A 12801-nucleotide genomic window follows, 5' to 3' on the forward strand; every position below is an offset into this window, starting at 1 on the left:
CGTTCGCCGAAATCGTTTCGAGGAATGCCATGTCACGTCCTCCCTCCCGCCGGGCCCTGCTGGGCACCGGGCTTGTCGGCGCTGCTGCCGCGCTGACCGGCACGCTGTCGGCTGGTGATTCGGCTGTTGCCCAGTCATTGGGTACCCGGTGGAAGGAGGACGAGGGGCAGAGATATTCCGTGCCCGGGCTGAAGCGGCCGGTGCGGGTGACGGTCGATGTCTGGGGTGTGCCGCATATCTTTGCCGAGAGCGTCGGTGATCTGTTCCAGGCGCAGGGGTTCAATGTCGCCCGGGAGCGGCTTTTTCAGATCGACACCTGGCGGCGGCGTGGTCTGGGCCGTTTCAGCGAGGTGCTGGGTGCTTCCTATGTCGAACAGGACAGGGCAGCGCGGTTGTTTCTCTACCGCGGTGACATGGCGGCGGAGTGGGCGAGTTACGGCCCCGAGGCGCGCGAGGCGGCAACGTGTTTCGTCGCCGGGATCAACGGCTACCTCGACTGGCTCGATGACCACCCCGACGCCCTACCGGCCGAATTCCAGAAGCTGGGTTACCGGCCCGCGCGCTGGAGCCCGGAGGACGTGGTGCGCATCCGTACCCACGGAATCGGGAACAATCTCAGTTCGCAGGTCGCCCGTGCCCGGCTGATGAGCGTCGGAGGGAACAAGGCGAGCGGCTACTTCCGCAAGCTGGAACCCGAGCACACGGTAACGGTGCCGGAGGGGCTCGATCTGAGCCTCATTCCCGCCGATGTCCTCGGCGTCTACAGCCTGGCCACATCCCCCATGGTGTTCGCGAACGGCACCTTGCGCAGGATGTCGGACGAGCAGAACGTCCTGCGGGAGAGTGCGACCGGCAGCAATGCCTGGGCGGTCGCGCCGACGCGTACGGCGACCGGCCGGCCGATCCTCGCGGGCGATCCGCACCGGGAAGACTACACCCTGCCCGCCAACCGCTATATCGCCCATCTCAGCGCTCCCGGACTGAACATCATCGGTGCCGGTGAACCGTGGAATCCCGGCATCAGCATGGGCCATAACGGCCATGTCGCGTTCGGTCTCACCAATCTCCCCGCCGACCAGGCCGATCTCTACGTCTACGAGCTCGATCCGAACGACCACAGCAGATACCGCTACCGCGATCGCTGGGAAAAGCTGACCACGGTCACGGAACAAATCACGGTGGCCGGTGTTGAACCCCGCCAGGCTCAGCTCTCGTTCACCCGACACGGCCCGGTCGTCAAGGTTGACGAAAAGAATCACAAGGCCTATGCGGTGCGCACTGTCTGGACGGAACCGGGCACCTCGCCGTATCTCGGCAGTCTCAACTACCAGCGTGCCGGGGACTCGCGCGAGTTCGTCGAGGCCATCGGCACGTGGAAGACTCCCGGCTCGAATCTGGTCTACGCCGATGCCAAGGGCGACATTGGCTGGGTCCCCGGAGCGCTCATTCCCCAGCGCACGGGCAGCGGGTATGACGGTCTGCTTCCGGTGCCCGGTGACGGGCGCTTTGAATGGGACGGTTTCTACAAGAACGCGCAGCTGCCCACCACACATAATCCGCGGTCGGGTTTTTTCGTATCGGCCAATGAGTACAACTTCCCCGCGGGCTATCCGACGCCCACATATCAGTGGCAGTCGGCCTATCGGAAGGACCGGATCCATGAGGTCCTTTCCCAGCAGCGACGCACCTCCCTCGCTGACACCCTGGCGCTTCAGAACGACGTGAAGTCGGGAGTGGCCCGGCAGTTCCTGCCGTATGTGAAGAAGCTGCGGTCGACCGACCCGACGACAGTCAAGGCGCTGCGGCTGCTGTCCGGTTATGACGGCGTCGCCGATAAGGATTCGGCGGCAGCGGCCCTTTTCGAGACGTGGGTCATGCGGTTCCTGTATCCCGCGTGGGCCCAGCTCCTGCTGCCCAAGCCGGCGGCCGATCAGCTCGTGGGCATCAGTATCGATCTCGATCTGCGCCTCTTGAACGACTCATTCGTCCGCCCCGACGACTGGTTCGGCGCCAACGGAGCGCGGAAGCGGGACGAACTGCTGCTCGGCACGCTCCCGAAGGCCTACACCGAGGTCGCCTCGAAACTCGGCGCCGACGAGAGCGCGTGGCGGTGGGGCGCGATGCACATCCACGTATTCATCCACCCACTCGGCGGCCCGAACGTGGGACCTGCGGAGAGAGGCGGGACCTTCGACACGGTCTGCGCCTCGTACTTCCACTACCCCGAGTATCCGTACGCGGAAGTCGTCGGCGCGACCTTCAAGATGGCCATCGACGTCGGCGGATGGGACAACTCGCGCGTCATCAACGCCCCTGGCCAGTCCGGCGATCAGCGCAGCAAGCACTACAGCGACCTGCATGACAAGTGGAGCGCGGGGGAGTACTTCCCGCTGCTGTACAGCGAGCAGGCGATCGAGCGCAACGGCGGGACGAGGATTCTCCTGGAGCCGTCGGCGCCCCCGGCCAGGGCGAACGCCTCGTCGCGCTCCTCGACCCCGTGACCGATCGGCTCGACAGCGTCGTCCTGCCCGACTGCGACCCCTACGTTCCCGAAGAGCACCCCGAAGAGCAACCCGACGCTCTCCTCGACCACCTCATCCCGTTCCTCCACCGCTGACGCCGCCCCGCGGGTCACTCGACCGGCCCCCCCACGCCGCCCGGCCGAGTCACCCACCGGGCGCCGCGGGCCCCGGCAAGCGAGGCTGCTCTGTGGAGGTAGGTCATGGAGCAGGTGACAGCGGACGTGTGCGTCGTGGGCGCCGGATTCGCGGGGCTGGCGGCCGCGCGGCAGCTGGCCGCGGCCGGGCGGCAGCTGGCCGCGGCCGGGCGTGAGGTCGTGGTGCTCGAGGCCAGGGACCGGGTGGGCGGACGGGTCTGGAACCGGGAGCTGCCCGACGGCACCGTGGTGTCCGCGGGCGGCACCTGGCTGGGCAAGGGCCAGGAACGGATGTTCCAGCTCTGCCGCGAGCTGGGGCTCGAGGTCTACCCGCAGTACGACGACGGCGATCACCTCCTGTGCCTCGACGGGCGCAACCGCCGTCACCGCGGCATCCCCAAGACCGGCCCGGCGGCACTCGCCACCCTCGGGTGGGCGTTCCTGCGCCTGAACCTGATGGCGCGGCGGCTGCCGAAGGACGCCCCCTGGCAGGCCCGGCGCGCACGGGCCTGGGACGCCCGCACGCTCGGCCAGTGGCTCTCCCACCCGCTCAACGTGCCCTCGGCCACCGCCCACACCCTCCTCAAGTCCACGATGAACCTGCTGTTCTGCACCGACCCGGCGGAAGTCTCACTGCTGGGCGCACTCGTCCTGGCACGCGGCGGCGGGGGCAGCGGCTTCGGCTACTACACCGACACCCGGAAGACCGAATCCCACCTTGTGGACGGCGGAGCCCCCGAACTGGCCCGGCGGATGGCCGCGCGCCTGGGCACAGCGGTCCATCTGTCCAGCCCGGTCCGTCGGATCGTCCAGAACACGACCGACGTAGAGGTCGCCTCCGACGCGTTCGCCGTACGGGCACGACGCGTCATCGTGGCCACTCCGCCCGTGCTCGCCGGCCGGATCCTTTTCGATCCGCCCTTGCCCGCCGCCCACAGCCACCTGCGGCAACGCCTGGTGCCCGGGGCGATCATCCGGGTGCACACGCAATACGCCGAGCCGTTCTGGCGGGGCCAGAAACTGTCGGGCCAGACGCTCGCGCCGCAGTCGCCCGTGCCGATCACCATCGACCAGACTCCCCGCTCGGGAGAGCCGGGCGTGCTGAGCAGCTACGCGTTCGGAGCCGGGGCCGTACGGCTGAGCCGTCTGGATCCCAAGGAGCGGCGGGACATCTGGCTGGACGCTCTCGCCGAACGCTTCGGCCCGGAGGCGCGCCGTCCCACCGCGTATCTGGAGACCGACTGGTCCGAGCAACCCTGGTCGCTGGGCGGCATGGTCGCCCACTTCCCGCCGGGCGCACTCACCAACTACGGCAGCGCGCTGCGCGAGCCCGTGGGCCGGATCCACTGGGCGAGCACGGAATCGGCGACCTTGATGCACGGCCTGATGGAGGGCGCGGTGCGCTCCGGCGAACGGGCGGCCCGCGAAGTCCTGACGGCGAACTGACCGCTGACCGACCGCGAAGCGGCCGCAAACCGGCCGACATACGAAGGCCCCTAATCACCGTCGCCGCCGCTGCTCCGGTTCGGGCTCCCCCTCTGGTGCTTCCCGGCGCTGCGCAGCACTTCGCCCGCGATACGCGTCAGCGTTGCCACGATGTGCACCCATCGGGGCCCACCGCGCTCCGCCCACACCACACAGATACACCCACCGATGGCGAGCGCCAGGACACCGAGCAATAGCAGAACGGTCATGTTCCCCCCTATGCCTGCGGACAGTCCCGGGATCCTCTCAGAGCTGATGGCCGGTGGGGAACCGGCGGCGATTCCCGTGGGGAACCCGCGGCGTTTCCATCTGGCAAGTCCTCCGCATCCGTGCCCGCACTGCGCCATCTGGCTCTTGTGGCGCGCCGGGAGCCCGGCCCCATGAGGTGATGGGAGAGCCGCCTTCGTGCGGGAGCCGTCGAAGCCAGTCAACGAAGGAGTGCGTGATGGCTGTTTGTGAGGTCTGCGGAAACGACTATGAGATGGCCTTCGAGGTCCACGCGGCGGGTGCCGTGCACACCTTCGACAGCTTCGAGTGCGCCGCCCACAAGCTCGCGCCCATCTGTGACAACTGCGGCTGCCGCATGCTCGGCCACGGCCTCCAAGCCGGCGGCAAGTTCTTCTGCTGCGCTCATTGCGCACGCATCCAAGGACACTCCGACCTCGCCGACAGCATCTGAACCGACTTCGCCGACGAGCCGGCAAAGGGAACAGCCACCTCGCCGGATACACCGGCGATACCTGGTACCCATAACCCGCACCGCCCCACCACAGCCTTCTCCTTGCCTTTGCAGCGGAACGCCACGCAGTTTCACCGGAGTTGCCTTACCGTCTTCTTCGTACCAGGGTGAGCCCGGTGGGCGACCATCCTCCGGACGCGGTATACGCCCGGACCGGGGGAGAACAGATCGCGCCGCCGGCTCACGTAGCTGTCGGTTTGAGGAGTCTTTTCATGGCGGAGACGACCGTGACCATCGCTTCGCCGGGCGGCTTGCGGGTGCGCCCGGCGTCGCGGATCGCACAGGAAGCAAAGGGCTACGTCTCGGACATCAGGTTCCTGGTCGACGGCAAGGAAGCCAGCGCGAAGAGCCTGTTCAGCCTGCAGATGCTGGAGATGAGCCACGGCAAGGAAATCGTCATCGTCGCCAACGGGCACGATGAACAGACGGCCGTGGAGGCCATGGCGAAGCTCGTCGAGTCGGTCGTCGTGTGAGAAGCCGTGCACGTCCGATGGCGATCGCTGAGACGCAGCCTGACCGGCACGAGACACCGCCACCACACCGGAACAACCGTCCGCAGGCCACAAAACCAATGGCTGCGCGGCACCCCTCAGCTCTACCATCCACGAGCATGATCACTCGCAGGGAAGACGGCTACGAGGTCGCCACCGACCCGGACCGGCTCGACATCGACCTGGTGCACCACTGGCTCTCGACCGACGCGTTCTGGGCCCTGGGCCGCAGCCGCGAAACGGTCGAACAGTCCATCCGCGGGTCTCTCAACTTCGGCCTCTACGACGCCGGCGGCGCCCAGGTCGCCTACGCACGTGTGGTCACCGACTTGGCGACGTTCGCGTGGCTCTGCGATGTCTACGTCGCCCCCACGCACCGCGGCCAGGGTCTCGGCACCTGGCTCGCTGCCGCGGTCCGCGACCACCTGGCCCCGTACCAACTCAAGCGGACGCTGCTGGCCACCCTCGATGCCCACGAGGTCTACGCCAAGGTCGGCTTCGTCACGGTCCCTGACCCCGAGCACTTGATGATCATGAAACCCGCACACTGAGGCCCACCCCCATGGCTGGGCCTCAGACGCTGCGACGCCGGGCAGACGCGAGAGCCGCGGGGCCCCGGTCAGCTGCCGACGTAGGCCGCGAGGTGCTCGCCGGTGAGGGTGGAGCGGGCGGCGACGAGGTCGGCGGGAGTGCCCTCGAAGACGATGTGGCCGCCGTCGTGGCCGGCGCCGGGGCCGAGGTCGATGATCCAGTCGGCGTGCGCCATGACCGCTTGGTGGTGCTCGATGACGAGGACCGACTTGCCGGCGTCGACGAGCCGGTCGAGCAGACGGAGCAGTTGCTCGACATCGGCGAGATGCAGGCCGGCGGTCGGCTCATCGAGCACGTAGACGCCGCCCTTCTCGGCCATGTGAGTGGCCAGCTTGAGCCGCTGCCGCTCACCGCCGGACAGCGTGGTGAGCGGCTGGCCGAGGTTGAGGTAGCCGAGCCCGACGTCGTCGAGCCGCTTCAGGATCCGGTGGGCCGCCGGTGTGCCCGCCTCGCCGGCACCGAAGAACTCCTCGGCCTCGGCCACCGACATCGCCAGCACCTCGCTGATGTCGCGGCCGCCGAGACGGTACTCCAGCACCGCTGCCTGATACCGCTTCCCCTCACAGTCCTCGCAGGTGGTGGCGACACCAGCCATCATCGCCAGGTCGGTGTAGATGACGCCGGCGCCGTTGCAGGTGGGGCAGGCGCCCTCGGAGTTGGCGCTGAACAGCCCCGGCTTCACGCCGTTGACCTTGGCGAACGCCTTGCGGATCGGGTCGAGGACCCCGGTGTACGTCGCCGGGTTGCTCCGCCGCGAGCCACGGATCGGAGCCTGGTCCACCGACACCACCCCTGCCGAGGACGGGAGGGAGCCGTGGAGCAGCGAGCTCTTGCCGGAGCCCGCCACACCGGTGACCACGCAGAGCACCCCGAGCGGGACGTCGACGTCGACATCGCGCAGATTGTGCGTCGTCGCGCTGCGGATCTCCAGCCTGCCGGTGGGCGTCCGCACCTTCTCCTTGAGGCCCGCCCGGTCGTCGAGATGGCGGCCGGTGAGGGTGCCGCCGGCCCGTAGCCCCTCGACGGTGCCCTCGAAGCAGACGGTGCCGCCCGCCGTCCCGGCACCGGGGCCGAGGTCGACGACATGGTCGGCGATCGCGATGGTCTGCGGTTTGTGCTCCACGACGAGCACCGTGTTGCCCTTGTCCCGCAGCCGCAGCAGCAGGTCGTTCATCCGCTGGATGTCATGGGGGTGCAGGCCCGCGGTGGGCTCGTCGAAGACATAGGTGGTGTCGGTGAGCGAGGAGCCGAGGTGGCGGATCATCTTGACGCGCTGCGCCTCGCCGCCGGACAGCGTGCCCGCCGCCCGGTCGAGCGAGAGATAGCCGAGGCCGATCTCGACGAACGACTCAAGGGTCTGATGCAGCGACGTGAGCAGCGGTGCCACCGAGGGCTCGGAAAGGCCGCCGACCCATGCGGCCAGGTCCCTGATCTCCATCGCGCAGGCGTCCGCGATGCTGATCCGCTTGATCTTCGACGACCGCGCCCCCTCACTGAGCCGGGTGCCCTCGCACTCGGGGCAGGTGGCGAAGGTGACCGCCCGCTCCACGAACGCCCGGATGTGCGGCTGCATCGCCTCCTTGTCCTTGGACAGCATCGACTTCTGGATCTTGGGGATCAGCCCCTCGTAGGTGAGGTTCACCCCCTCGACCTTGACCTTGGTCGGCTCCCGGTAGAGGAAGTCCTGCATCTCCTTCTTGGTGAACTTGCGGATCGGCTTGTCCGGGTCGAGGAGACCCGACTCGGCGTAGACCCGCACGGTCCAGAAGCTGTCGGACTTCCAGCCGGGGATGGTGAACGCGCCCTCGGCGATCGACTTGGAGTCGTCGTAGAGCTGGGTCAGATCGATGTCGGAGACCGTGCCCCGGCCCTCGCACCGCACACACATGCCCCCGGTACGGGAAAAGGTCGCCTTCACCGTCTTCTTGGCGCCGCGCTCGACGGTGATCGCACCGCTCGCCCGGACCGAGGGGACGTTGAAGGCGTAGGCGCTGGGCGGGCCGATGTGCGGCTTTCCGAGTCGGCTGAAGAGGATGCGCAGCATGGCGTTGGCATCGGTGGCGGTGCCCACCGTGGAACGGGGGTCGGCCCCCATTCGCTGCTGGTCGACGATGATCGCCGTGGTCAGCCCTTCGAGGACGTCGACCTCGGGCCGCGCCAGCGTCGGCATGAAGCCCTGCACGAACGCGCTGTAGGTCTCGTTGATCAGCCGCTGCGACTCAGCGGCGATCGTATGGAACACCAGCGAGCTCTTGCCCGAGCCGGAGACACCGGTGAACACCGTCAGCCGGCGCTTCGGGATCTCGATGCTGACGTCCCTGAGGTTGTTCACCCGCGCGCCGTGCACGCGGATCAGATCGTGGCGGTCGGCGACGTGGGCCGCAGGCGACTGCGCGTCCGTCCTCGGGGCCATGCTCATCGTGTCTCCATCTGTTACGCGGGCCGCTTCGGCGGTGGTTGTCGGCGGGGGGTGGATCGCTGTGCGCGGTCTGGCAGGGGTGGTGAGGTTTTCCTGCGTTCCGGCTGGTGGGGCTTCTGGGGGCTCGGCCAGGGGCGGACTCGGCCGGGGCGGGCTCGGCACTGGGGGGACCCGGTGCCGCCGCCCACGCCCACGGCTACGTCGTCCGCGCCGACACCGGCTCGTGGGGGGGGGCAGCGCGCGCACGACTAGCCGGCGTCGGGCCGCTCCTGGATACGGATGAGGTTGCCCGCGGGGTCGCGGACGGCGCAGTCGCGGATGCCGTAGGGCTGCTGGGTGGGTTCCTGGACGATCTCGGTGTCGCCCGCTTGCAGCCGTGTGAAGGTGTCGTCGAGGTCAGGGGTGGCCAGAAGGATGGCGCCGTAGGTGCCCTTGGCCATCATCTCGGTGATCGTGCGGCGCTCCTCATCGGTGACGCCGGGATCGGCGGCCGGCGGTGTCAGGACGATGGAGGTGCCGGGCTGGTCGGCCGGGCCGACGGTGATCCAGCGCATTCCCTGATAGCCGACATCGTTGCGGACCTCGAAGCCGAGGGTGTCGCGGTAGAAGCCGAGGGCGGCGTCCGGGTCGTTGTGCGGGAGGAAGCTTGCGTGAATGGTGATGTCCATGGCAGTCACGCTAGAGCCGGGGCGGAGCCGGCGCTTCTCGATTCCTGATCGGTCTGGTGATCTGCTTCGCCACGCACGACGGTATGCCCGCGGTGGCCTGCGCGGCCTGGCGCCGGTAGACACTGGGCGGCACGCCGACCAGTTCGGTGAAACGGCTGCTGAAGGTGCCCAGCGACGAGCAGCCGACGGTGAAGCAGACATCGGTGACGCTCAGGTCGCCGCGCCGCAGCAGTGCCATCGCGCGTTCGATGCGCCGTGTCATCAGGTAGCCGTAGGGCGACTCGCCATAGGCGCGCTTGAACTGGCGGCTGAGGTGTCCGGCTGACATGTTCACGCCGCGTGCAAGGGCCTCGACGTCGAGCGGCTGCGCGTACTCACGGTCGATCCGGTCCCGCACACGGCGCAGCCGCGCGAGATCGCGCAGCTGCTGCGCCGGGTCGGCTTTGCTGGTCACTCATGAGATCGTGCCACGCCCCACCGGGGTTGCCCAGTGCCGCTGATTGCGGGGTGGCGGGCGCCCGCGTGCCGGAGGTTGTTCCACGGGTGTGTCCGGGCCGGCCGGAGTGCTGCGGGCCGGCCGGCCCGGACATCACCTTCTGAACCTTCAGACGAGGTCGAAGCGGTCCAGGTCCATCACCTTGCTCCATGCCGCGACGAAGTCGTGCACGAACTTCTCCCTGGCGTCATCGCTGCCGTAGACCTCGGCGAGGGCGCGGAGTTCGGAGTTGGAGCCGAAGACGAGGTCGGCACGGGTGCCGGTCCACTTCACGGCGCCGGTGGCGGCGTCGCGGCCCTCGAAGGTGTGGGAGTCCTCGGAGGTCGCCTTCCACGTCGTGTTCAGATCGAGCAGGTTGACGAAGAAGTCGTTGGTCAGGGTCTCGGGAGCGGTGGTGAAAACGCCCAGCGAGGACTGCTGGTGGTTGGCGCCCAGGACGCGCAGACCGCCGACGAGAACGGTCATCTCGGGCGCGCTGAGGGTCAGCAGATTGGCCTTGTCGAGCAGGAGGTGCTCGGCGGGCAGACGGTTGCCCTTGGCGACGTAGTTCCGGAAACCGTCAGCGGCGGGCTCCAGAGCCGTGAAGGACTCCACATCCGTCTGGTCCTGGGAGGCGTCGGTGCGGCCCGGGGTGAAGGGGACCTCGATGTCGAGACCGGCGCTCTTGGCGGCCTGCTCGATGGCCGCGCCGCCCGCGAGCACGATCAGGTCGGCGAGGGAAATCTGGACGACGCCCTGGTGGGAGCCGTTGAAAGACTGCTGGATGCCTTCCAGGGTGCGCAGGACCGCGGCCAGCTGGTCGGGGTCGTTGGCCTCCCACCCGTTCTGCGGCTGGAGACGGAGACGGGCGCCATTGGCACCGCCGCGCTTGTCACTGCCGCGGAAGGTCGAGGCCGACGCCCAGGCGGCGGACACCAGCTGGGACACCGACAGGCCCGAGGCCAGGATCTGGCTCTTGAGGGCGGCGATGTCCTCGGCACCGACAAGGGGGTGCGTCACGGCGGGCAGCGGGTCCTGCCACAGCAGCGTCTCGGCGGGGACCTCGGGACCGAGGTAACGAACGGCCGGGCCCATGTCGCGGTGGGTGAGCTTGTACCAGGCACGGGCAAAGGCGTCGGCGAACTCATCCGGGTTCGCCAGGAAGCGGCGCGAGATCTCCTCGTAGGCCGGGTCGGTCCGCAGCGCGAGGTCGGTGGTCAGCATCGTGGGGGCGTGCTGCTTGGCGGAGTCGTGGGCGTCGGGGACGGTACCCGCGCCGCCGCCGTCCTTGGGCCGCCACTGGTGCGCGCCCGCCGGGCTTTTGAACAGTTCCCACTCGTAGCCGAAGAGGATCTCGAAGAAGCTGTTGTCCCAGGCTGTCGGGGTGTTCGTCCAGATGCCTTCGAGGCCGCTGGTGATGGCGTCGCCGCCCTTGCCGGTGCCGTAGGTGTTGGACCAGCCCAGGCCCTGCTCTTCGAGCGAGGCGGCCTCCGGGTCGGGACCGACGTGGTCGGCAGGGCCTGCGCCATGAGTCTTGCCGAAGGTGTGGCCACCGGCGACGAGCGCGACAGTTTCTTCATCGTTCATCGCCATCCGGCGGAACGTCTCACGGATGTCGCGGGCCGCGGCGAGCGGGTCGGGGGTGCCGTTTGGGCCCTCCGGGTTGACGTAGATCAGACCCATTTGCACGGCACCCAGCGGGTTCTCCAGCTGCCGGTCACCGCTGTAGCGCCGGTCGTCGAGCCACGTGGTCTCGGGACCCCAGTAGACGTCCTCCTCCGGCTCCCACACATCCTCCCGGCCGCCGCCGAAACCGAAGGTCTGGAAGCCCATCGTCTCCAGCGCGACGTTGCCGGCCAGGATCATCAGGTCGGCCCACGACAGGCTCTGGCCGTACTTCTTCTTGACCGGCCACAGCAGACGGCGGGCCTTGTCGAGGTTGGCGTTGTCCGGCCAGCTGTTGAGCGGGGCGAAGCGCTGCTGGCCGGCTCCGGCGCCGCCGCGGCCGTCGCTGATGCGGTAGGTGCCCGCGCTGTGCCAGGCCATCCGGATGATGAACGGGCCGTAGTGGCCGAAGTCGGCCGGCCACCAGTCCTGGGAGGTGGTCAGCACCTCGGTGAGGTCCCGCTTCACGGCCGGCAGGTCAAGGCCCCGGAACGCCTCCGCGTAGTCGAACTCCTCGCCGAGCGGATTCGCCACGGCGGGGTTCTTGGCGAGGATCTTGAGATTGAGCCGCTCCGGCCACCACTGGCGGTTGCCACCGCCCTGGGTCGGGTGGAGCGCACGACCATGGGCGACCGGGCAGCCGCCTGCCTCCTCGGGCTTGGGGTCGGTGACGAGGGCGTCGTGGTTCTCAGACATGGGAATCCTTCCGGGCTGGGCGGATCACATTGCTCAGAAACTGCGTACGGTCAACGGCCGGGCACGGGGCCCGATGGGGGCGGCCTGGTGGGGGTGGGGGAGCGGTGCGGTGAGCGCTTGTGCAATGCCTCATGCGCGACCTATGCGGCTCGGCGGTGGGCGGCACACCCGGCATGCACGGCGGCATCCACGGCCCGCGCGGCGCGAGGGCGGATCCGGCCGGTGCGGGTCTCCAGCAGGACCCGACCCCGGAGCGAAGGTGTGCCACCGACGCCGACCGGCTCGCTGTTCTGACTGTCCGCGACCAGGGCACCGGATGCGGTGGTGAGCGGACCCGTTTCCTGCATCACGGGCGTGTCCCTGCTGTTGTCCTGTCCCTTGGCTGCCGCCGGAGCCGATCTTACGATGGACCAAGTCCAAGTCAATACAACAGTCAGATCCGTACGGAACCGTTCATCCAACGACGCACAGTTAGGCTGGTGGGCATGAGTGACCTGCTGGACCGGCTCCGCGGACGCGGCTGGCGGATGACCGCCCAGCGCCGGGTGGTCGCCGAGGTACTCGACGGCGAGCACGTCCACCTCACCGCGGACGAAGTGCTCGCACGCGCCACCGCACGACTGCCGGAAATCTCTCGCGCGACCGTCTACAACACCCTCGGCGAACTGGTCTCCCTCGGCGAAGTGATCGAGGTCGCCACCGACGCCCGCGCCAAGCGCTACGACCCGAACGCCCACCGCCCCCACCAGCACCTGCTCTGCTCCACCTGCGGCACCATCCGAGACGTCCACCCCACCGACGACCCCCTCTCCGCCCTCCCCACCCACGAACGCTTCGGCTTCACCGTCCTGACCGCCGAGGTCACTTACCGCGGGCTGTGCCCGGAGTGCGCCGCGGGGGCGTGAGCGGGCAAGGG

At 68.7% G+C, this 12801-nt stretch carries 11 protein-coding genes; 6 read left to right on the forward strand and 5 right to left on the reverse strand.

The features are described from left to right. Positions 1-29 precede the first annotated feature (29 nt). Together QT196_RS38285 and QT196_RS38290 are read left to right on the forward strand one after the other, a co-directional pair. A complete protein-coding gene (locus QT196_RS38285) occupies positions 30-2501 on the forward strand; it encodes a penicillin acylase family protein (protein ID WP_266737116.1) in 2472 nt (823 codons plus the stop codon). A gap of 221 nt (positions 2502-2722) precedes the next feature. Further along, positions 2723-4102, forward strand: coding sequence for an FAD-dependent oxidoreductase (locus QT196_RS38290; protein ID WP_290356584.1), 1380 nt, complete (start codon positions 2723-2725; stop codon positions 4100-4102). 50 nt (positions 4103-4152) lie between these two features. Here the strand turns inward: QT196_RS38290 and QT196_RS38295 are convergent, their stop codons facing one another. Further along, positions 4153-4350 (reverse strand): hypothetical protein, encoded by a 198-nt coding sequence (locus tag QT196_RS38295; protein WP_266737119.1) that lies wholly within the window; start codon positions 4348-4350, stop codon positions 4153-4155. Positions 4351-4586: 236 nt separating this feature from the next. On the opposite strand from QT196_RS38295, the gene QT196_RS38300 reads away from it, so the two are divergent. From QT196_RS38300 to QT196_RS38310, 3 genes are all read left to right on the forward strand, one after another. Then, positions 4587-4820, forward strand: coding sequence for a hypothetical protein (locus tag QT196_RS38300; RefSeq protein WP_085926398.1), 234 nt, complete (start codon positions 4587-4589; stop codon positions 4818-4820). 272 nt (positions 4821-5092) lie between these two features. Continuing rightward, complete coding sequence (locus tag QT196_RS38305) at positions 5093-5353, forward strand: HPr family phosphocarrier protein (protein ID WP_168483338.1); 261 nt, start codon at positions 5093-5095, stop codon at positions 5351-5353. A gap of 137 nt (positions 5354-5490) precedes the next feature. Beyond that, on the forward strand, positions 5491-5922 hold the full coding sequence (locus QT196_RS38310) for a GNAT family N-acetyltransferase (protein WP_168483340.1): 432 nt from the start codon (positions 5491-5493) through the stop codon (positions 5920-5922). Between the two features lie 68 nt (positions 5923-5990). Here QT196_RS38310 and QT196_RS38315 read toward each other — a convergent pair whose 3' ends face one another. The 4 genes from QT196_RS38315 to katG form a co-directional block, all read right to left on the reverse strand. Then, positions 5991-8381, reverse strand: a complete 2391-nt coding sequence (locus QT196_RS38315; protein WP_168483343.1) for an excinuclease ABC subunit UvrA — start codon at positions 8379-8381, stop codon at positions 5991-5993. Between the two features lie 248 nt (positions 8382-8629). Further along, the gene (locus tag QT196_RS38320) at positions 8630-9049 is read right to left on the reverse strand and encodes a VOC family protein (protein WP_168483345.1); all 420 of its coding nucleotides are present in this window, start codon (positions 9047-9049) and stop codon (positions 8630-8632) included. Positions 9050-9059: 10 nt separating this feature from the next. Next, positions 9060-9503 carry a helix-turn-helix transcriptional regulator gene (locus QT196_RS38325; RefSeq protein WP_168483347.1) on the reverse strand — a complete coding sequence of 148 codons (444 nt, stop codon included), beginning with the start codon at positions 9501-9503 and terminating at the stop codon, positions 9060-9062. Between the two features lie 150 nt (positions 9504-9653). Further along, positions 9654-11885, reverse strand: coding sequence for a catalase/peroxidase HPI (gene katG, locus QT196_RS38330; protein ID WP_266737126.1), 2232 nt, complete (start codon positions 11883-11885; stop codon positions 9654-9656). A gap of 485 nt (positions 11886-12370) precedes the next feature. Here katG and QT196_RS38335 point away from each other — a divergent pair, with 485 nt between their 5' ends. Further along, positions 12371-12790: a transcriptional repressor gene (locus tag QT196_RS38335; protein WP_168483353.1), complete on the forward strand. Its 420-nt coding sequence runs from the start codon at positions 12371-12373 to the stop codon at positions 12788-12790. Positions 12791-12801 lie beyond the last annotated feature (11 nt).

The organism is Streptomyces sp. P9-2B-2, assembly GCF_030406865.1.
Taxonomy (GTDB): Bacteria; Actinomycetota; Actinomycetes; order Streptomycetales; family Streptomycetaceae; genus Streptomyces; species Streptomyces platensis.

Excerpts from the sequence above, each read along its gene's own strand:
- katG (WP_266737126.1), bottom strand. The coding sequence starts at position 11,885 with ATGTCTGAGAACCACGACGCCCTCGTCACCGACCCCAAGCCCGAGGAG.
- QT196_RS38320 (WP_168483345.1), bottom strand. The coding sequence starts at position 9,049 with ATGGACATCACCATTCACGCAAGCTTCCTCCCGCACAACGACCCGGAC.
- QT196_RS38300 (WP_085926398.1), top strand. The coding sequence starts at position 4,587 with ATGGCTGTTTGTGAGGTCTGCGGAAACGACTATGAGATGGCCTTCGAG.
- QT196_RS38335 (WP_168483353.1), top strand. The coding sequence starts at position 12,371 with ATGAGTGACCTGCTGGACCGGCTCCGCGGACGCGGCTGGCGGATGACC.
- QT196_RS38295 (WP_266737119.1), bottom strand. The coding sequence starts at position 4,350 with ATGACCGTTCTGCTATTGCTCGGTGTCCTGGCGCTCGCCATCGGTGGG.
- QT196_RS38305 (WP_168483338.1), top strand. The coding sequence starts at position 5,093 with ATGGCGGAGACGACCGTGACCATCGCTTCGCCGGGCGGCTTGCGGGTG.
- QT196_RS38315 (WP_168483343.1), bottom strand. The coding sequence starts at position 8,381 with ATGAGCATGGCCCCGAGGACGGACGCGCAGTCGCCTGCGGCCCACGTC.
- QT196_RS38285 (WP_266737116.1), top strand. The coding sequence starts at position 30 with ATGTCACGTCCTCCCTCCCGCCGGGCCCTGCTGGGCACCGGGCTTGTC.
- QT196_RS38290 (WP_290356584.1), top strand. The coding sequence starts at position 2,723 with ATGGAGCAGGTGACAGCGGACGTGTGCGTCGTGGGCGCCGGATTCGCG.
- QT196_RS38310 (WP_168483340.1), top strand. The coding sequence starts at position 5,491 with ATGATCACTCGCAGGGAAGACGGCTACGAGGTCGCCACCGACCCGGAC.